Below are 21,002 nucleotides of genomic sequence, written 5' to 3' on the forward strand. Positions count from 1 at the left end.
TCGCAATTCATTCCTAAAATTCAGCTTGTACTAGTCTAGAATATTTATACAACTTCTAGATGAATAATGTTACATGGCTAATGTCTTGAAGACAATTAGAACTGGAGATGACTATATTGAAAGTCTTAGAGGCCGTGATCTCAAAATTTATCTCTTTGGTGAATTAGTTAAAGAACCAGTCGATCATCCAATGATCCGACCATCAATTAATGCCGTTGCCGAAACTTATGATCTTGCAGTTCGTGAAGAAGCATTAGCTTCTGCAGACTCTTCAATCACTGGATTGAAAGTAAACCGATTTTTACACATTGCTGAAAGCGCAGAAGATCTAGTATTACAAAATAAAATGCAAAGAAAACTTGGACAAAACACTGGAACCTGTTTCCAAAGATGTGTTGGAATGGATGCAATGAATTCATTACATTCTACAACATTTGAAATCGATGAAAAACATGGAACAGATTATCATAAACGATTCTTAGAATTTGTAAAAATGGTACAAAAAGAAAATCTTGTAATTGGTGGTGCTATGACTGATCCTAAAGGAGACAGAAGTAAAGGACCTGCAGAACAAGAAGATCCTGATTTGTTTACAAGAATTGTAAAAACTGATGAGAATGGAGTTTATGTTTCAGGAGCAAAGGCACATCAAACTGGTTGTATCAACTCTCACTGGATTATCTTGATGCCTACTATTAGGCTAACAGAATCAGACAAAGACTGGGCAATTGTAGGAGCAATTCCTGCTGATGCAAAAGGAGTCACTTACATTTACGGAAGACAATCTTGTGATACAAGAAGTATGGAAGAAGGTGACATTGATGATGGTAACGCAAAGTTTGGAGGTCAAGAAGCTTTGATAATTTTAGATAATGTGTTTATTCCATGGGACAAAGTTTTCATGAATGGTGAATATGAATTTGCATCTATGCTTGTAGAAAGATTCACCTGTTATCATAGACGCAGTTATGTGTGTAAAACTGGTTTAGGTGATGTGTTAATTGGTGCAGCTGCAACAATTGCAGATTACAATGGTGTTCCTAAAGTATCTCACATTAAAGATAAAATTATTGAGATGACTCATCTTAATGAAACAATTTTTGCAGCGGGAATAGCATCTTCTCACCAAGGACAAAAGATGAAGTCTGGTGTTTTCTTAAATGATGATATGCTCGCACAAGTTTGTAAACATAATGTAACACGATTCCCATATGAAATTAGTAGACTTGCACAAGATATTGCAGGTGGATTGGTAGTAACTTTACCTTCTGAAAAAGACTTTAGACATCCAGAAGCAGGACCTTTACTCAAAAAGTATCTAGCTGGAAGAAAAGGTGTAGATGTTGAAAATAGAATGAGAATTCTAAGATTAATCGAAAACATGACTTTAGGAAGAAATGCAGTTGGATATCTCACAGAATCTATGCATGGTGCAGGATCTCCTCAAGCACAAAGAATCCAAATTCAAAGACAAATGCAAGTTGGTTACAAAAAGAATTTGGCTAAGAATCTTGCAGGCATCAAAAATGATATTGTAGAGCCAAAAGAGCCATCTGATTACTTTAAGCGAGTTTTCAAAACAAAAGATTCTGTTCTCTAAATCTAAAAATCAGTTCATATTTTCTTAAATTAAGAAATACAGTAAATAATACTATTAAAAGTAGCTTGTTATTTTCATTACTAACAGGCGTTTAAGTATCAAACAATCTTGCATTGATTAATGACTTTTTCAAAAACAAACTTTCGAAAACCACTTCTAATACTTCCAATATTACTAGCAATTGGTTTTATGTTTGCAACTCCGATGATAATGGATGCTGCAGCAGCCAAAGGTGGTAATGGTAATGGTAATGGTAATGGTAATGGTAATGATGGAACAGCAGTTCCTGCTGATGCACTTTTACCAGATGTAACACCTGGAGTTCCAAAACATCTAGCTATTCATAATCAACAACAAAATGAATATTTAAGATTCACAAATGTTTGGGCTAATTTGGGACCTGGAACTTTAGAATTCCAGCCTCTATTCCCAGATCCTGATGCTGATGAAGGAACTACACAAGATTCTTTTCAAAATCTCTATGATGATGAAGGAAACTTTGGATTACCAGAACATAATGTATGGAGTGACACTGTAAGTCAATTCATTTTCCATGAAACTCACAATCATTGGCACATTGATAATGTTGGAGAATTTGCAATCAGAGCATATGATCCAACTAATCCTAATGTTCCAGGTGATATAGTTGATGAATCTACATCCATCAAAGTTGGATTTTGTATTACAAATGTTTTCAAATATGATGGTAGTAATTCTCCAACATCTCAAAGAATCTATTGGGATTGTGAAGTAGGATTACAAGGAATTCAGCCAGGATGGGTTGATCAATATCATCAATCAGTTGAAGGTAATGAAATTGATATTTCAAATATTCCAAATGACAGATATTTCCTAACACATACATGGAATCCTGCAAATGCATTTGTTGATGCAGATTCTTCAAACGATGTTGCTTGGATGAAATTTGATCTTGTAGATGATGGTAATGGAAATCGAAAGATAATTGAACTTGAAGGATTCGCTCCTGAATGTCAAGCCGATGGTTCCACACCCGGAATCTGTGGTGACATCAACAAGAACTCTTAGTTCTTTTTCTTTTATTTTTTATTTGATAAACCAGCATAGCTGGTGCAGCTACATACATTCCCAAATTCATCAAAATCACACTAATTCCGTACCCTATCACTTCTGATTCTGATTCAGCATATGACATTACAGATAAAGTTGACAACATTGGCGTGATTCCAATCTTTACCATCTCTTTGAAGACTGGACTTTGTCTTTCCAAATCTGCAATATGTGGAGAGAATGAATAGTATAGTGAGTTAAATCCGCTCATAAATGAGGCCCCTGATTGGGTGTTCATCAACTGGTTGTCTCTGATTTCACGTAACAGCTGTACTTGTGGTGCCATCTCTGAGCCGTATGCTGCAGTAGCTATAAGACAACCTCCACCTTGAGGTTCATCCATTTCTTTTTCTTTGGGGATTTCTACTCGAACCTCTACTTCACTTGATTCTTCTTCAACAGATTTCTCTAGTTCTTTTTGTTGTTGTGCAATCTCTTGAGGAATCTCTTGAATGTTTACAGATTTGGTATCTATTTTTCCTTGCTCGGCTTCTTTTGCACTCTCTTGAATTTCTAAGTTATAGTATATTCTACTTTGTTCAATTAATTTTTGGTATCTGTCAGGACCTGAATACAACCACAAGTCATCATTATACAAATTTCCACATAATCTTGATTCAATTGAATGATGATGATGTTCAAAAAAATCATTTCCCATAAAATAATACAACTGATAGTTTTCTTCACACCATTCTATTCCATTTAATGTCAAACCCGAAGTGTCACGAAATGGAGTTTGTGCATATGCAGAACCAACTAAAAGTATTATTGAAAAAACCAACAAATATTTCAATTATGAATTTTAATTTTTGCTACTTGATAAATGGTACTATTCTTGAAACTAATAATTCATCAGAATCCTTTTTTAGTAAATTTAACGTAATAATGCTACCAAGCAAGCAGGACGATCTATTGCTCTTGTCATACAGCATATGTGAACCTGTTTGCCTGAAAATTTAGAATTCTTTATCTTTCTTCTTTGGATTTTCTTTGGATTTTGATTTTTCATTGTCTATGGAATCCTCAATCCCCTCAAATGTATCATCAATCTTTTTTGTTCTAGTCACATCTTCTGGCTTGTCAGTATCATCTAATTCTTCTACATTCTCAGATTCTACATGTTCAGAATATTCAGAATCCTTTTCAATCTTGTTAATATCTGATAATTTTTCTATTGTATCTGAATTATCCGTATCCAAAGGATCTGCGAAGGATAATTCTTTTTCATTTTTCTTCTTTACAAATTGCTTTACTACCATTATTCCAATAACAACTGCAATGATTACATAGTTAATTGGAGGTTTGAGCAATTGAGTTACATATCCTACTTGCGGAAGAGTATAAGCTACTTTTCCAATGTATTCTTCTTCTGTAATTGGAAAGTCTGTACCGGGAATTGATGCTGGATTTGCATCTCCTTTTGTTCTAATTGTTTTAGGATCTTCAGATATTACTGACGCAACTCTATGTACAATAACTCTGTCGTGGTCTGATGGTCGATTAAACACAATAATGTCTCCTACTTCTATATCCTCAAAAGGTTCGTGACCTTGAACTATCAGTACATCATAAACTTCTAGAACTGGAATCATACTTCCACTTGCTACAACATAAAATGGATTTTGGGTTCCAAATGCAACTTGTAGACCTATCCAAATGACTAAAACCCCTACACCGACAATAATGATGTCTTTAACTACTCCTTTAGGGATTGATCTTTTTGCCAATTACATTCTCGCCTATAGTGTCATTGATTAAATTTACTAACTATCAGATCTTGGTTCCACATTCTTCACAAAATTTAGAGCCTTCTTTATTTACAAATCCACAACTTGAACATTTTCCTGGTTGAGCTGCTATTACAATATCTGGATTTCCTAAAAGAACAACTTCTCCAATCTTCTTAATACTATTCCATGGAATACTTCCTTCTGTGCCATCTTCTTTAGTTATTACTAAAACCATTGTCTGTGTAGAATCAATACCCACTTGTTTTGCAGTTCCAACTCTGTTTGCATTTTCATCATATACAATTTTTCCTTCAATTGATGTAACTGAAGTTGCTGGTCCTGGTTGTGTTGCAGTTTCTTGTGGAGCAGATGTAGACTGTGGTGTTGTTTCTGGTACTTGCTGTGTTGAAACTTCTGGTTGTGGTGCACTTTGAACTTGTGGTTCTAATGGTTTTGCACTTCCAACTTCTCCTGCTTCGTCTTCTTTTTTAAATTCCCTGTATTCTGCAATTGATGCATTACAAGAATTGCAAATGTATTGACCTCGTTCTGCAAGAATTAAGTTCTCTGCAACCTCTTCATTTGGGTTCTCATATTCAATTTTTGGAGGGCCTTCAAATTCCTTCTCACAAGTATTGCAAAAATGTTTAGTAATTTTATCGGCATCTAATCTTCCAATTGGTGCTAAAAATAGATCTGGTCCACCTAAGTTACCCTTCATCTGTTGTTCATCGGTAACTGAAGCCATAACATAACCGCCAGATCCTCGTAATTTTTTCAGTCTAGATTCTGAACTCATGAATAAGTTTTATCAAAACGTCATTTAAGTATATATCAAAATTAATTTTCCGACAAAAAATATGGTGTTAATTCTGGTGAACGTTTTTAGGTACGTCCAATAAAATAATGTTAGAATGGCTGTAACACAAATTTCAGATGCAAAATCATGGGAAGTAGATGTGATAAATTCTGACATTCCTGTTTTTGTAGACTTTTGGGCCGAATGGTGTGGTCCATGTAGAATGGTAGGTCCAGTTGTTGAAGAACTGGCAGCTGACTATGAAGGCAAAGTAAAGTTTGTCAAGGTTAATGTTGATGAAGCCAATGAACTGGCATCAAAATACAACGTCTTTAGTATTCCAACTTTAATCCTCTTAAACAAAGGTGAAATAGTTAGCCAGCAAGTGGGAGCAGCATCTAAAGAATCATACCAAGGTATGATTGATAGAGCACTCGCATAACTTTCTACACGTTTTTCCTCTTTTTTGATCCTAAAGTAATTAATATTCCAAAAACCGAGTGAGGTTATGTCATTTGGTGAAGTAGATACACTGAACATGCTCTTTGACAAACTTCAGAGTTTGTTTGACGAGTCTCAGGGATACTATGAATCATTTCTAGATACAAACAACATGTACAAGAAAGGACAAATCAGTGACAAAGAATTCTTTCAAAAATTAGGTGATTATACAGTTGCATATTCTGCTTTAGAATTTCTAGCAATCAAAGTAATCTTTGAATTAAAAAAATCAATTGGTACAGGCTCTGGAAACACACAATCTCCAGGATTGATGCCAGGGATGGGCCAACCTGGAATGATGGCAGGCGGAATGGGTCAACCTCCACGAGCAGGAACTGCACAAAACCCAGTAGGTGGAGGTCCACCGGGAATTGTTTCTGCACAAGAAGCATTTGGTGACGTTGGAACATTACCATCACCTGATCCTTCATTAATGCCAAGACAAACAATATCTCCACAATCTATTCCACAAGATGGAAATGGATGTTCTTCATGTGGTGCACCACTTCGAGCAAATGCAAAGTTTTGCACAAAGTGTGGCGCTAAAGCATAAACCTAGTAATTAAAAATAATTTTCTTATTCTTGTGTTGTTCCACATTCAGGACAGAATTTTGCAGTAGCAGAAAGACTCGTACCACATTCTGAACAAAACTTTCCATCTGAAACTTGTTCGTTGAATGCATTTCCAACTAGTGTTGAACTCTTGACTGCACCTGATGGAACATATTTTTCATCATCAATCAAAACTGGTTCAAAGTCTTGCTCTACCAAATATGTCATCATTCGTGGAACTCCTTTTCCTTCATTCTTTGGATCTGGAACTGAATCTCCTAACCAGAATGCAAATCTCATTAGAGTCAACTCTGGAGTAGAAAATGCAAGAGTATGCTTTGACATGTAATCTTGTGCAGCTTTTTTGCCGTCAAAACCTTCCATGATGATAATATTTTGCATTTATGTATAATAGTTTCTGGAAACTATTTTTGACTCCTCTGTAGGCACAAAACGTGGTATAAAACGTGATATTTAGCGTGACCTTAACAAAATGATTTCATTTGGGAATATTCATGAAATATTTCATTCCCATGTTTTTTCATTACATAAATATGCCAAAAATCTTATTTTAAGAGTTCATTTTATGATCATTTTTTTCGTGAACACATACATTTGTAAAATAACCATTTTTTATTTTTCTATGCCCACAAAAATGGAAAATGTGAACCCACAAAATAATTCACACACTTAAAAAAATGAAAATGAAAACCATTTTGAAAAATAAAAATGAATGAGGAAAATGGTTTTATGTAAAATGACAGGATATATCATTTTTTATAGAAATGGAATGATCAGAATAATGTCCGATGGTGTGGATCCCTTAAGTCATTCTGAACAAATTTCTTAGGCTTTTCATGCTGTCGGACATTGACATTACAAGAAATAACGATATTGTGAAAAATTGTACAAATCAACTCCAAATTGACGCTTAATGCATCATTTTGAGGCAACATTGTATCCGTAAGATTTTAAAACTAACATGAGAATCATTTTTTGTTCAGAATGGCATTGGGAATGAGTCTAAATCAATTCGTATCAAATCACGATACAATCAATTCCATTCTGAGGGAGTGGAATACTTGGTCAATATACTAAATGCAAAAATTCCATCCTCTCATTCAAGATTTGATGACAATGTTACACCAAAAATAGATATTCAGAATGAAATTTTGAAATTATTAAAAATAAAACCTCACACACCTACTGAACTAGCAAATCATTTTCATCAAACAAGAGAACAATTTTCAAAAAGTCATATCTATCCTCTACGAGATTCTAAAAAAATTGAAAAGGTTAATGGCTCTCATTATTATCAATTAGCAAAGCAAAAAAATACAATTCTTACAATTCAAAAACAGTTACGCTCAGAATCAGATATTTTCAAGACAGAGTTATTCAAAAATTGGACTAGAAAAAACCATGCCAAATTTGAACATAACAATCAGACACGTTTTGCTAGAATTGTACTGGGGTTTGTGACTCCAAAATTCAAAATTCATCCTGATGACATTACCAAAGAAAACTGGAAAGAAATCATTCCAAGTATGGTTGATGCCTTAATAGAAGTTGCAAATTATGAAGTAGTAGATGGTGAACCAAACTGGTCAAACAGACAGGCAATAAGACACGCCCTAAAATATGGACTTGGAATAGACATTAGTAAAGACGAAGGAATTGAATTAAGAATAAGCGGACAGAAACCAAAAGAAAAATCATCAGATTTGCACATCACACCTGAACAAATCACACAAGCTAAAAAATTACTGTTGAAACATTATTCCATTGAAGACTATCTAAAATTTGGAGTCAAGACATGGACTTTTGTCAGACCATCAACAGTTTATTTAATAGAATTGGCAAAAATGGAGTTCATTGATCAGTTAGTTGAATATGTGGAAGATACAGACGGTGTAAAATTAACCGATGAAAAAGTTGTAGCATATGCAAAATTTAGAGGTGATAAAATCTACTCTTATGTTAGAAGAATATGCCACATTGAAGTCCATGAAAACAAAACCCATGATGATTTTGATAAATACATTTTGGATTCTGAATTTGTTGAACCATTAGAACAATTTTACAATACCAGAGTATCTAGAGGAAAAAAATATCTATTTTGGGAAGATAATGATACTAAATTTGAATCTAAAACATATGATAGAATTTTGACTAGTTCAGTAGCTCGAGATAACAAATTTTTCAAAAAAATTCTATCTATGATAGGTTTTAAGAAATCAGATTTTGGAATTTATTTTAGAGCCAATTATGGTTTTAGACATTTCGGAATCCAGATGTGGCTTATTGCAACTGACTACAATTACAATTTAGTTTCTGAAATGTCTCATGAAGGTACTGAAACCTTGAAAAAATGGTACGGAAAAAGAACACAGAAGGATTTCCAGAGAAAAATTAAAGGTGTGATTATGAATTGATGATAATCTTTTATTATTAATTGTCAAAATTTGGTTCAATTTTAGTTGGGAGCACGTTGAAGGGGGGGATATAGTTAGGGACGAAGATTTTGCACTAAATCCTAAAATTCAGAATTATGAGAAATCATCTAAAGAATATCTTAAATTATTAACAGAATACTATGAAATATGTCTGAAGATAAAAAAATTAACATCAAAGACTACTTGCCTAAAAGAAATCCTGATTCCAAATTATGGAATAAAGTTCAACAACTATCTAAGAAAGAGGATGGAGTGATTGAAGCCATAGACATAATTTTCAAGCAACAGTATGAACTACCAGAAGACAGCATAGAATTAATAAAAAAACTTGCTAAAAAAGAACAATCAAAAAATGTGAGACTACACATCGCAAAAAATCTTGAAAAATATGATCACATTCCATTTGGTATGTATGCAGATCTGTTTGACATTCTTTCAAATGATCCTGATCATGAGGTACAAGAACCCCTTAAAAATACGTCATTATACAAACTTGGAGAAAGTTTTCTAGATGGGTTTAAAAAAATACAGCCAGAATCACTTACAAATTCACTGAAATTACTCTCACAAAAACAGGAAGAGGTAACAAACGCACTTCAGCCTTTCTTAAAAATTCATGATACTAAAATGGTGAAACAAATTACTCAGATGCAAAAAGTGTTAGAAACAATAAACTTAGACAAAATCAAAATCCCAAAGATTTCGTTTGATATTGATAATGCATTACTAAAAGAGTTAGAAAAATCTAAACCTGAAGGATTTAGTGTTGATACTATACTTACAAAAGCTGCTGAGGCTAAACCCGAAATCAAAGAAGCAGTAGAATCAAAAAACAATATAGAGATAGCTCATAAAACATTAGATGACGTATCTGATCAAATAGAATCATTACAAAAAACTACTGAAAGAAATTTCAAAGATGTAGGAGACAAACAAGAAGAGCACCATACAGAACAGATGGCTGAGCATCAAAAAACTCGTGATGAATTATTGATAGACAATGGTAAATTACAAGAAAAAGTTGACACACTACAAGAAAAAGTCCAGAACAGTTGGAAAGAACCACGAAATTGGTCTATAGGATTTGCCATTTCCATAATAGCAAGTCTAGTAATATGGGCAATACAGAGTTTTTAGTCGCTCAGATTTTGCGCTAAATATGTAAATAAAAAATGAGGATTTGGTATGTCTAGATAAAATTTTATTCTCAAGTTCTTGGAAAAAAACAATGAGAGAGAAAATAGAAGTAGAGATTTTATGGACATTGAAATCCTCCCCTTCTCATGTTTTGAGTACTTTGGACATGGTTGAGAAAAATAATCGATTAGAAATTAATGATGATTTAAAAGAAAAACTTCGATTCTTAGCTGAAGAAAAAATCATCGACACGCGAGTTATTCAAGGAAGAGGAATACATTATCTTATCACAAAAAAAGGGAATGATTTGATTTGGAATGGTTCAACTTGGCAACAAATTTTTAATTTAATTAATTTGATTCATCCAGAAAAATATACGGGTAAAGAAATAGTCAGAATAATCAAAAAACCTGAAGAGGAAGTGTGGAAAGGAATTGAATATTTGAGAAATGTTCGCAAGTATATTGATGCTTTTGATGAAAACAATGAACGATATTGGATCCTTTCAGAAAAAGGGGAAGAACACTCTATTGATAAAAATACTAAAAACTTGGATGAAAACATTAATCCTGAAAAAGAATATCAAAATGGAAAATCAATACATACACACATCTCTCAAAATCCAAAAAGTTATTGGAATGAACACAAACCGATGATCTTACTTTCCATATTCATTACCATTGGTGGAGGTCTTTTGGTAGGAGGATTTTTTTATTATTTGGCATTATATGACGAAGAATCAGATATTTCCAAACCAGAAATTCAGGTAACTGATTTGAATGCACTTGGAGGGATTGTTGAAGGAAACAAACTGTATTATTCATACGAACCTACAAGTTTAACTCCAAACGGAACCAAAGATGAAATATTTACCCTCAAAATATCAAATACTGGAAAAGCCAATGCTGATGATTTTTGGATAGATATGTATTCTGAGCCTCAGGGTTTGTGGTTTGATTTCCAAACTTCAGCAACAATCCAAGACGGTAACAGCATACCGTGTCAACAAAAAAAGTCGTATTGTACTATTGGATTAGTACCCAAAGAATCTAGCAATATGTTTGTGGAGTACAAAGTCCAGTTTAATCATAAATTATATCAAGAAATTGCAGATGAAAATCCAAGATTATTTTTCAATTATGGTTTTGATGAGGGACAGGAACAAACTATTGAAATAATTTTGAAATTTGATTAATACTTAGGTTTAGCATACTATTTGACATAACCTTCTCTTTAAGAAGAAGAACGGGTTTCATTTCATATTGGATGAAATTGAAGAAAGCGAATGGTATTTGCTACAAAACTATCGTGAGCGAATTTTGCCATTAAGGGGAATTCTTCTAAATCTTGATTTTACATCCATTGAAAAATATGATGAGGGTACTTTGGAACTCTTTATTCGTGGTGGAAAAAAGAAAATTAAATTCAATGAAGAATCTGAAAAACAATTCAAATCGATCATACAAACCGACATTATTTCTAAACTGATGATGTTGGTAGAAGATGCAGTTATTTTTATGGAATCACGAAGACGAAATGTCAGTTTTTACAGTATTGTTACAAATTCGGACATAGATGTAGGACTTGTGATCAAAGAATTTTTTGAAAATCTTGAGAAATTATCCACAAATGAACTATGGGAAATAATGAGTTATGTTGACGTCAATTCCACAAATTGGGAAACTTCTGAAGATGCACGTCTAGTTGAAAAGTATCTTACAATCAACATCTCTGAAATGCGTCGATTGTTATCAGAACTAAAAGAATTTAGCACTACTAATCACCCTCTGTTTAAAAGATTCAAGCATGCAGGATTTCCTGTATTTCCAGCTGTGAACTCTCCCAAATCACTTGATTTTATGAAAAATTTTGATCATTGCTCAGCTGTACTTATGAAAGAAAATATTTTGGATGATGTTGTGTATGTTCCATATTCTGATGATGTAATTAAATCATATCACATTATTGCATCAGGACTTCAAAAGATCATTCATGACATAGTAAATAACAGAATAATTACAATTGAACGACAAACCAGTGGAATGTTGCCAAACGTTTCGCATGATTCAGAAAAACTCAGTGTTGAAGAATGGAATAGATATGGTGAAATTAGAAAAAAATTTTATGAGCAAAACCCATTACGAAATGATCTTCCTAGAACTCTCAATTTGCCAAAACCTGATAAAGAAAATATGAAGTGGTATTGTGGATTAGATGATTTCTTAACTAGAAGTATTCAGTTTAAGGAATCTCAAAACAAAGAGATGTACAGGTTAAATGCCTCTACTGATTATTGACGAGGTATTTCACACTAGATCCAATAGTTTTTTCAAAGTTTTTTCTTTTAACTTCAGTGGAATTTTATATTCTAACTTCTTTTTGAGATAAAAAAACATTCTTCTAGAAATTCCAAGTTCCAATGCTTTCTCCAAAGTTAATTCCTCAATTATTTCTCGCAATCTCTTTTGAAAATTCACATACTGAATGGTATTTTCTTTGAATGCTCCCAATACCTCAGATTGCTCCATCTCGTTTGATTCCTTACCAATATAATGAATTGAAGATTCATCAATTTCAAGCCATTTTCTACTTAAAAGCCAGATTTCACCGTCTGATTTGGTATCATTGTGCCTGACATACTCTGAAAATACTTAATTCATAGGCTTCCAGTATTCCTTTGAATCCATAGAATCTTTGTTTGGATAGCTTCTCCCTGTTTTGTACTCTAGAAATTCTTGGTATTGTACTAGATCCATTTTGTGGTTTTGGCGGATTTGAAAAATTCATAATTTAATCGTCCTTTTAAGTCAGAATTACCATGTTATATTGAGACGCAAGATCATGACCGTCACGTCATAGAATCTTGTCAAGTGTGACGGCTTGTGTTTCTTTTTTAAAAAAAATTATTGTGGTACAAATGTTTGGCATTCGCACACTAATCCATTAGGCAATGTCTTTGAACATTTACCTTCAGCAGGATGATCTTTTCTGAAATGTTCACAACTTGTATTGTCGCATATGTCGTAATCTCCCATATTTTGTCAATTCTTATCTTTAGATTTTAATCTGGGGCATGATACAATAACCCGATCAAATAGAGATCTGTTAGATGTAGCATTATGAACCCTGATTCTGTTAACTAATCTTTGAGATAACTAGGATCCAAGGAAATTGAGCATTTGGATACCTTTGAGTGAGATAACAGTTTATTCATAAAATATTTGGAGAAAAGAAACACTACACTAAAAATCACAATTATTCAAAACAAGATTTCAGATATTGGTAAAATCAAACCTAAAATAAAACAGATTGATCTTAATGCAGACAGAAATAGAATGTGGCTTGATAAAATTAGAAATATAAATAACAAAAAGCTTGATTGATTCATACCGATTACAGTCAATCATTTTAATTTGAATATAATGTAACAAAAAATGAAATAAATAACTTATACTAGTTTTATGACAAACATTTTATGAATAAAATGAATTTAGTCATTCTGATTTTTTTGTCTGTTTTTAATATGATTGGAATCTTTCCTACAATTGATGCACAAATCCTAGAACCTGAATGTATTAATCCAGATGGAAAACGTGAATTAGATTTGAGATTTGATACAGGAGTTCAGGAATTTAATGAATTAACAAAAGAATCCGTACTGACTTTGGATTGGAGACTAAAAGATGGTTTTGGAATATCAAAACCATTTGATGTTGTTTCACGAGTACATCCTGGTAGTGGGGCATCCATATACAATGTTACTGCTGCTCATGAAGGTGCAGATTATTCAATAACTGTTAGAGATACAGAGCATCATATCAATCCATTACATGTTGTTCCTGAACATCTTTGGCCTTTTGAATCCTATAGCATCCCTGCATTTTTGGAAATTAATGATGATGTGAAACTATGTGGATGGGATTTTGAAGGCCATAAATTTGGATTTTTTGCAGAAAATCCAAACTGGAAAGTCACATTAATTGCCTCTGAAAGCTCATTTGAAGAAATGTCAAAAATATTAGAAGGGGGAAGACCAAGATTTGAAAACAATACCATCGTGAAATTTGATACTCAAATTTCACATAGTGATGAATACATTTCAAAATATTTTCTGTATGGCATTATTCCATTCTTCCCAATGTTGTTAATCTTTGCACATTTCAAATATCTACGTCATGAAAGACCAATTTTACAAATTACCTATTTTACAGGAGTTTCGGTGTTGATTTTGACCGGATTAATTGCAGTAGGTTCAACCATTGTTTCACTAACTCTATTAGAGATCATCACTCTTTCTAGTATCCCTGTTTACATTGTATCATTTGTAATTACATTAAGAAAAGTAGTTAAAAAGAAAAATTTTGAAAAGGCACATTTTTGAATGAGATGTAAAATTATGAAATATGACCCTAAATGATATCTTAATTGAATTAAAAGATATTTTTCATTCCATTGACATTCGAGTATTTGCACATAAATCTGATGGTGTGTGGAAAAATATTTTTACAATTATTAGATTTAGACATGAAACGGTAGAAGAATTAAAAATAATTCATCAGGAATTGATTGAGAAATGTGGTAGTTTAATTGAAACAGACAAATTCAGAGTAGGACTATTTAATTATCCTGTTGACAGATGGTCAAAAATTGCAGATGATTTATCCAAAAAATTTCTTTGTCTGAATGATTCATTTGGAATAAATTTTGATAATGCAATTACCTACAATCATAATTATTCAGATCCACATTTCAAGCCTGAAAATTATGTTTACAAAGATTGGAAATGCTTTTCATTTAACAACGAATCAAATACACAAAAACCAAACTATTCAGATGAATTACGAAGTAATATGCTTGAAAATCATTTCAGGTATTCAGACAATTATTTGTCTGCAATATTTGAATATGGAAAATATGATTTTCAAAGTAATCCTTGGATCAAGACATTTGTGCCTATTTTCTTCAAAATTGAAAAAATTGAATTTGATCATGATAAAGTCGATATAGAATATTCTGCACATGAGCAAAAAAATATCCAAGTCGGATTAAATTTTTACAAATCTCGTGAATATAGAAGTGATGATGAATTTATCCAACAGAAAATTGAAAAAATACCGTTGACAGGGGGTTCAGAAGTAATTCAGGATACGATAACAATGAAACTTGATACAAAAAATGTTGGAGAATTTTTTGAGTTATTGGTAATAAAAAATAAAAAAACTTTGATTGAATCAAAAGAAGGATGCCTAGATGAGTATTGGAAAACAAGAACCGAATATACTAATCCCACATATTATGCATTTGAACAATTTGTAGAGTTTGAAGAATTAGAACGAATGTTATTACAATTCAAATCTAAAAAGATCAACAGAGATTCTGAAGTCTTTGAACGTGGAGTATCTTGGCTTTTGAGTTTACTTGGAATCCCAAACCTAATACTCGGGGAGTATGAACGATTGGGAAAGGGTCATGATCAAACATCTACTGATATTTTGGCAAGTTTTGACACAGATAAGATATTTTTGATAAATGTAACAATTGGCTTGCCTAAGCAATCTGATTTTGACAGAGAACGAGAATATCGGGAAAATATAGAAGGCAAAATCACTAACAAAAAAATAGAAATTCATTCAATCTACTTTACAGGAAAAGATGCTACCGAATCACTAGCATCTGCAACTGCAAATAATGTTATATTAGTAGGGAAAAACAATATTCAAAACATACTTGAGTATCTCAAAAAAGGTAATTTAGAAAAAGCTCGTCAAATTATTTTACAAGAGGATAGTTTTTGAAATGATCGACGGTAAAATAATTTCCCTTGCTTTGGCAATAACTAGTGGATTGGTCTATACTCGTGTCTTTGAGAATGAATTCTTTAAAGATATCATACTTGTTGCAATTCCTGCAATAATTGGATTGTTTGCAGTGAAACGTGTACCTAACGAATGGCAACAATATAGATTCAAGGTGGCTTTAAAAAAAGAAATTATAGACACATTTGTAAAATCTGTTAAAAAAAGTTTTGTGGTTCATGATACTGCACATATACAATTAGTGCAACATTATTCTGTGTCAGAACAACCAATAGATCCAACCACAGGAGGAGTTACACATAATGTAGTTTTTCCTACGGAACCAAATGAACAACCAATGATGGCATTAAAAGATGAATATAATGAATTTAAAAACGAACTCAAAGCAATAAAGTTAAACGGTGAAACATTAGTTTCAAAAATGCGATTATACTTTGATAGTGAATTGGTAGCCGAAGAATTTTCAAAACTGAATATTCAAGCTGGAAAATGTTCTCAATACATAAGACAAGGATTTGAATCTAAAAATAAAGAAAGTTTTTTAATGAATCTAAATGCTTTTTCTAACGAAGTAAAGTTATGGAGAGACTTATCTGATAAATTTGAAAATACTCTTGCCAAACATAAAATAAAAAAGATTTCAGTTTAATTTGTTAAAATGATTGAATGTTTTTTAACCATTACAACAAATGTCATATTTTCATACTATTGGTTAAACTTTAGGATTATTTCATGTGCTTGTCCCTGCAAAAAATTTATTGTATGTATCAACTCAAGCCCGTTGTAATTTTTGTGCAAATGGATTTTACAAATTTAATGAAATGTAGAAAAATCGTGGTATTGGATATGATAATGAAAAGAAAATGGAAAATTGTGCGATTCTGTTCCAATCCAATCTGATTTGGTGTGGAATTGATTGGAAAAGAGGATTTGGATTGGTATGAAGTTCAGAATGATGAAAAGTATGAACCCGAAAGCGATTTGTAAAGATATGTGTTTATAAAATATTCAAAACAAATGATAATTGTCATGGTTAGTATAATTAAACAAATAAAAAAATCAGTTGGATTTATTTATGTCAAAAATGGAAATGTGTTTCATCCAGCTGGAACTGGTTTTTTTGTTAGTGTAGCTACAGGTTATGATTCTTCCAAAAGTTATTTTTATTTTGTAACTGCAAAACATGTAATTCAAAAAAAAGATGGAACATTTTATGATATTGCAGTTAGATTGAATACTTTTGATAATTCTTCCAATCTTCTTCCTTTGCCCATGAACCAATTACATATCTTTACTCATGATGATGAAGATGTAGACATAGCTCTTTTTCCAATGATTCCAAATGAAAAAATATATGATATTTTAACAATAGGTTCCGACATACTTAGTACAGAAAAAATTATCGAGGATGAAAAAATTGAAGAAGGTGGAGATGTATTATTTTCAGGATTATTTTCTAGCCATATTGGAAAACAACGAAATCAACCAATAGTACGTTTTGGAAAAATATCTTTAATTTCTGATGAAAAAATCACTTGGAAGGTTGATGATGATCCGCCTAAACTAGTTGATTTGTATTTGATGGAATGTCAATCTTATGGAGGAAATAGTGGGTCTCCTGTTTTTTTTAAATTAGATAGATTTAGAGAATCTAGTGAAAACAAAATAAAGATGCATGAAAAATATTATCTTGCAGGAGTTATGACTGGAAGCTTTAATCAATCTAGAAAAATAGAGAATATTGAAACAATAAATGAACAATTTTCATGGCAAAATATTGGAATTGCAGCAGTAACACCTGCTTACAAATTACATGATATTTTATTTTCAGATGAATTAAATAAAATTCGAAAGGATAATGATGATTTAGAAAATGCTAAGAAAAAAGTTTAGACAGAAAAATAGTTTTTCCCAGTACAAAATTCACATAAACTTTGAACTAGAATCTTAACAATGGTCATGGTAAAAGATCTTGTAGGTTTTCTATAGTTACAAAAGAAATTATTCCATAAGACATCAATACAAGAAACATCATCAAAATGGTGGGTTTTGCTTTTTTGATATCTTCTTTTTCTTCATCAGTCTTTCCAGTTTTAAAATAAAAATAAATGAACCAGCCTACAGAAAACAACATAATTCCACCTCCAAAAAGAGATTGTCCTAGTGGGTCTTTCATTAATAATTTTAAACCTACAATCGATGTAAGTGCAACTGGAATTAACACCTCCATAGATAAAATCAAAAATTTATTGACACCTTTTACATTCCGTATTGCCATTAGAAATAATGCAATTCCAGTTAATCCTGCAGCTGGAACAAAATCCTTTATTTCAGAATCTAATTTTCTCCATTCTTCAATGAAAATATTTGAAGCATAAACATAACCCATAATCCCTAAAATCATTAGAGATAAAATCAGGATTTTCTTTGGAGTTAACACAATTGTATTGATGTAATGTTTGATCTTAAATCTTTACGACCGCCGTCATATTTTCATTCGTAAAAGGGGGACTTTGCCTTTTTACTCTTTGTCGATAATCTCTTTTGTATCTCTAAAAAATTCTAACATTATGTTTATGAACAAATAATTACAAAATTATTATGACCACACTATATTTTTTAGATTTTTGTGTTAGATCTATCGATTCTCATATATGCTTTAAAATTAATAATCACGTTTCACAGATTTCTGGAAAAGGTGGACCGGGAGGGAATCGCACCCTCGACATCCTCGTTGCGAACGAGGCATTATACTCCTAAACCACCGGCCCTCAGAATACCTCTTTGAGTAGTTCTTTTATTCATTTTCTCAACGCATAATAGCCTCAAATGGATGAAATTTTCAGATGACTTATGATACCATAATTACTGATTCACATGTCATTCTTCCTCAAGGGATGGTTGAGAAAAATATCCTAATTGATGAGGGAAAAATTGTTGGATTTACAACTGATACACCTGTATGTGATCATAAAATCAATGGAGCAGGACTAGTTTCTGTACCTGGACCTATAGACACTCATGTTCACTATGGAGTTTATTCTCCAATTAACGAAGCTGCAAAAACTGAATCTCATGCAGCAGCAATAGGTGGAATTACTACAATGATGAGAATGCTTAGACTAGGTGATCCTTTTTCAAATTCTTTGCAAGCTCAGCTTGATTCTGCTTCAGAAAATCATTATGTAGATTATGCTTTACATGCTTCAATTTTTACACCAGAACAAATTGATGAAATGAATTTGTGTGTTGAAAACGGAATTACGTCATTTAAAATTTACATGAATCTTGGTGGTGAAGTTGGACATGTATACATGGACATGCCACCAAATTCTCCGAAACTTGTTGCAGCTGAAGTAAATGTTACTGATGAAATAGTTGAACAAACAGTAAAGACTGCAGCTGAACTTGGATGTCCTGTACTAGTTCATGCAGAAGACTATGAATCATGTGGTTGTGGAATCAAAACTGCAAGGGAAAAACATCAGGATGGATTGTCAGCTTGGTCTTCAAGCCGTTCTCCTGAATTTGAAGCTAAGGCAATCAAAACTGTATCAAAATTTGGTAGAGATTACGATTGTGTGATTTACTTTGTTCATATTGGTTCAGAACGTGCACTAAAGCAAATTGAAGAAGAAAAGAAACTTGGAACAAAAATTTTTGTAGAGACATGTCCTCACTATTTGACATTATCTTACGAGAAACAATCAGGCTATTTGGCAAAAGTCATGCCTCCAATTAGAACTGAAAATGACAGAAAAGCAGTTTGGAATGCATTATCTAATAACCAAATTGACACAATAGGTACAGATCATGTTGCAAATCAACTAAAACTAAAGCTTGGTGGAGATGATGTTTGGAGTGCTCTTGCTGGATTTCCTGGAATAGGAACTGTACTTCCTATTTTACTTAATGATGGAGTTAACCAAAAGAAGATTTCTCTAGAACAGTTTGTTCGATTTACGAGTCAAAATGCAGCTCAAATTTTTGGAATGTATCCCCAGAAAGGAACACTGGAGAAAAATTCTGATGCAGATGTTACTATGCTTGATTTGAAGAAAGAGAAAACTGTTACTTCGGATCTGTTTGGTGGATTCTCTGACTATATTGTATATGAAGGAAGAACTCTAACTGGATGGCCTGTCAAAACAATTGTTAGAGGCGAGTTAGTTGCAGAAGACTTTGAAGTAATAGGCAAACTTGGTCATGGAAAACTAGTTGAAAGACAAATTAACTTGTTTTCCAAATAACTTATTTGTAAATTTGATTTTTTACGATTGCTTTTTAAGAGAAAAATGCAAATATTCTTCATGACTTTCCAATTTGTATTTCTTTTTTTTATGATTCTAGGTGTTGCTGTTAGTCCAATTTTACTAGAAAATTCTTTTGCTCAAGAAATATCTATACACCAACAATGGAAAAAATTTGCAGATGTTGACATGTTAACTTGTAAATCAGGACAATTGTTTTTACAAAAAAATAATGGAAATCCTGCATGTGTAAAACCATCAACATATTTGAAATTAGTTGACAGAGGATATGGAATTCACAATCAATCAATAATGGATAAACATCCCGAAATGATGACTCATTTAATGAATGGAATGGCATCAAATGAAAAAATAATGTATCATTGGCACGAGATGATGCAAAACAATCCTGCAATCATGAAAAATACTATGGATGATTGGGTGTCTCAAATTAAAGAAAATCCTGAATTACTCAAAAATATGTTGGCTCCTATGACTAGTGAACCAGAATTGAGAGATAAGATGATTCAGATCATGAAGAATCATCCTCAAATGGAAATCCACCTAAAATCAAATTCTGTTTGGATGGACTCTGTTCATCAGCCTGTAACTGATAGTATGGGACACGGTGATTCTGGAATGAGTTGCATGGGTGATGATAAATCTGGCATGGGACATGGTGATTCTGAGATGGGTTGTCCTATGTGTGAAAAAATGATGGAAAAAAAAAGATTAGATAATTGTTCTTGGTGTCCAAAGTATTCGCATTCAATGAATTCACATTCAACTAGTTTGCATACAATATCACATTCTGATAAAATGATGGATATGATTCATCATGTTTGGATAAATTCTGATATGACTAAAGACATGCATACTATGATGCTTGAGGATCCATCTCATATGGCAATGATGTCAAAACAAATGATTGAACCCATGCTTAACACAATAATGGATGATGTAGATTTAAGAAATCAAATGATAGAATTAATGTTAGAACACAAAGATTTCATGAATTCTATCAGACATGACAATCCTGACATATCACATTAGAACTAAAATCAAAAACAA

21 protein-coding genes and 1 tRNA gene are annotated in these 21,002 nt (G+C 32.4%); 14 read left to right on the forward strand and 8 right to left on the reverse strand.

The genetic code is table 11. The annotated features are described in order from the left end of the window. Positions 1-73 precede the first annotated feature (73 nt). Positions 74-1,600, forward strand: a complete 1,527-nt coding sequence (locus tag K5781_RS02615; RefSeq protein WP_297440426.1) for a 4-hydroxyphenylacetate 3-hydroxylase N-terminal domain-containing protein — start codon at positions 74-76, stop codon at positions 1,598-1,600. Positions 1,601-1,720: 120 nt separating this feature from the next. Next, positions 1,721-2,647 carry a lysyl oxidase family protein gene (locus K5781_RS02620; protein WP_297440428.1) on the forward strand — a complete coding sequence of 309 codons (927 nt, stop codon included), beginning with the start codon at positions 1,721-1,723 and terminating at the stop codon, positions 2,645-2,647. Here the strand turns inward: K5781_RS02620 and K5781_RS02625 are convergent. From K5781_RS02625 to K5781_RS02635, 3 genes are all read right to left on the reverse strand, one after another. Continuing rightward, positions 2,631-3,482 carry a CFI-box-CTERM domain-containing protein gene (locus K5781_RS02625; RefSeq protein ID WP_297440430.1) on the reverse strand — a complete coding sequence of 284 codons (852 nt, stop codon included), beginning with the start codon at positions 3,480-3,482 and terminating at the stop codon, positions 2,631-2,633. The genes K5781_RS02620 and K5781_RS02625 overlap by 17 nt on opposite strands. Positions 3,483-3,645: 163 nt before the next feature. Further along, entirely contained in the window at positions 3,646-4,416 is a 771-nt protein-coding gene (locus K5781_RS02630; protein WP_297440432.1) for a signal peptidase I, read from the reverse strand. A 43-nt stretch (positions 4,417-4,459) separates the two neighbouring features. After that, the gene (locus tag K5781_RS02635; RefSeq protein WP_297440433.1) at positions 4,460-5,218 is read right to left on the reverse strand and encodes a zinc-ribbon domain-containing protein; all 759 of its coding nucleotides are present in this window, start codon (positions 5,216-5,218) and stop codon (positions 4,460-4,462) included. A 115-nt stretch (positions 5,219-5,333) separates the two neighbouring features. Here K5781_RS02635 and trxA point away from each other — a divergent pair, with 115 nt between their 5' ends. Beyond that, positions 5,334-5,660, forward strand: coding sequence for a thioredoxin (trxA, locus tag K5781_RS02640; protein ID WP_297440435.1), 327 nt, complete (start codon positions 5,334-5,336; stop codon positions 5,658-5,660). Between the two features lie 66 nt (positions 5,661-5,726). Beyond that, positions 5,727-6,272 (forward strand): zinc ribbon domain-containing protein, encoded by a 546-nt coding sequence (locus tag K5781_RS02645; RefSeq protein ID WP_297440437.1) that lies wholly within the window; start codon positions 5,727-5,729, stop codon positions 6,270-6,272. A 24-nt stretch (positions 6,273-6,296) separates the two neighbouring features. Here the strand turns inward: K5781_RS02645 and K5781_RS02650 are convergent, their stop codons facing one another. Next, positions 6,297-6,656: a zinc-ribbon domain-containing protein gene (locus K5781_RS02650; protein ID WP_297440439.1), complete on the reverse strand. Its 360-nt coding sequence runs from the start codon at positions 6,654-6,656 to the stop codon at positions 6,297-6,299. A gap of 698 nt (positions 6,657-7,354) precedes the next feature. On the opposite strand from K5781_RS02650, the gene K5781_RS02655 reads away from it, so the two are divergent. From K5781_RS02655 to K5781_RS02670, 4 genes are all read left to right on the forward strand, one after another. Then, positions 7,355-8,707: a hypothetical protein gene (locus K5781_RS02655; protein ID WP_297440441.1), complete on the forward strand. Its 1,353-nt coding sequence runs from the start codon at positions 7,355-7,357 to the stop codon at positions 8,705-8,707. Positions 8,708-8,875: 168 nt separating this feature from the next. Continuing rightward, on the forward strand, positions 8,876-9,865 hold the full coding sequence (locus K5781_RS02660) for a hypothetical protein (RefSeq protein ID WP_297440443.1): 990 nt from the start codon (positions 8,876-8,878) through the stop codon (positions 9,863-9,865). 91 nt (positions 9,866-9,956) lie between these two features. After that, complete coding sequence (locus K5781_RS02665) at positions 9,957-11,060, forward strand: hypothetical protein (protein WP_297440446.1); 1,104 nt, start codon at positions 9,957-9,959, stop codon at positions 11,058-11,060. A gap of 67 nt (positions 11,061-11,127) precedes the next feature. Continuing rightward, on the forward strand, positions 11,128-12,162 hold the full coding sequence (locus tag K5781_RS02670) for a hypothetical protein (protein ID WP_297440448.1): 1,035 nt from the start codon (positions 11,128-11,130) through the stop codon (positions 12,160-12,162). 9 nt (positions 12,163-12,171) lie between these two features. On the opposite strand, the gene K5781_RS02675 is transcribed toward K5781_RS02670, so the two are convergent. Together K5781_RS02675 and K5781_RS02680 are read right to left on the reverse strand one after the other, a co-directional pair. Further along, positions 12,172-12,393, reverse strand: coding sequence for a hypothetical protein (locus K5781_RS02675; RefSeq protein ID WP_297440450.1), 222 nt, complete (start codon positions 12,391-12,393; stop codon positions 12,172-12,174). A 375-nt stretch (positions 12,394-12,768) separates the two neighbouring features. Next, on the reverse strand, positions 12,769-12,900 hold the full coding sequence (locus K5781_RS02680) for a hypothetical protein (protein ID WP_297440452.1): 132 nt from the start codon (positions 12,898-12,900) through the stop codon (positions 12,769-12,771). A 473-nt stretch (positions 12,901-13,373) separates the two neighbouring features. Here K5781_RS02680 and K5781_RS02685 point away from each other — a divergent pair, with 473 nt between their 5' ends. The 4 genes from K5781_RS02685 to K5781_RS02700 all read left to right on the forward strand — a co-directional run bounded on the left by K5781_RS02685 (position 13,374) and on the right by K5781_RS02700 (position 17,574). Further along, entirely contained in the window at positions 13,374-14,246 is an 873-nt protein-coding gene (locus tag K5781_RS02685) for a hypothetical protein (RefSeq protein WP_297440454.1), read from the forward strand. Between the two features lie 22 nt (positions 14,247-14,268). Next, the gene (locus K5781_RS02690) at positions 14,269-15,660 is read left to right on the forward strand and encodes a hypothetical protein (protein ID WP_297440456.1); all 1,392 of its coding nucleotides are present in this window, start codon (positions 14,269-14,271) and stop codon (positions 15,658-15,660) included. 1 nt (position 15,661) lies between these two features. Next, a complete protein-coding gene (locus K5781_RS02695) occupies positions 15,662-16,330 on the forward strand; it encodes a hypothetical protein (RefSeq protein ID WP_297440459.1) in 669 nt (222 codons plus the stop codon). A gap of 380 nt (positions 16,331-16,710) precedes the next feature. Continuing rightward, entirely contained in the window at positions 16,711-17,574 is an 864-nt protein-coding gene (locus tag K5781_RS02700; RefSeq protein WP_297440461.1) for a hypothetical protein, read from the forward strand. A gap of 64 nt (positions 17,575-17,638) precedes the next feature. On the opposite strand, the gene K5781_RS02705 is transcribed toward K5781_RS02700, so the two are convergent. Both K5781_RS02705 and K5781_RS02710 read right to left on the reverse strand, forming a co-directional pair. Next, positions 17,639-18,121, reverse strand: a complete 483-nt coding sequence (locus K5781_RS02705) for a hypothetical protein (RefSeq protein WP_297440463.1) — start codon at positions 18,119-18,121, stop codon at positions 17,639-17,641. A 259-nt stretch (positions 18,122-18,380) separates the two neighbouring features. Continuing rightward, positions 18,381-18,452, reverse strand: a tRNA-Ala gene (locus K5781_RS02710). A gap of 75 nt (positions 18,453-18,527) precedes the next feature. On the opposite strand from K5781_RS02710, the gene K5781_RS02715 reads away from it, so the two are divergent. Then, on the forward strand, positions 18,528-19,931 hold the full coding sequence (locus K5781_RS02715; RefSeq protein ID WP_297440465.1) for a dihydroorotase family protein: 1,404 nt from the start codon (positions 18,528-18,530) through the stop codon (positions 19,929-19,931). Between the two features lie 60 nt (positions 19,932-19,991). Further along, entirely contained in the window at positions 19,992-20,984 is a 993-nt protein-coding gene (locus K5781_RS02720) for a hypothetical protein (RefSeq protein ID WP_297440467.1), read from the forward strand. Positions 20,985-21,002: the final 18 nt, after the last annotated feature.

Source organism: Nitrosopumilus sp. (assembly GCF_025699255.1).
GTDB lineage: Archaea > Thermoproteota > Nitrososphaeria > Nitrososphaerales > Nitrosopumilaceae > Nitrosopumilus.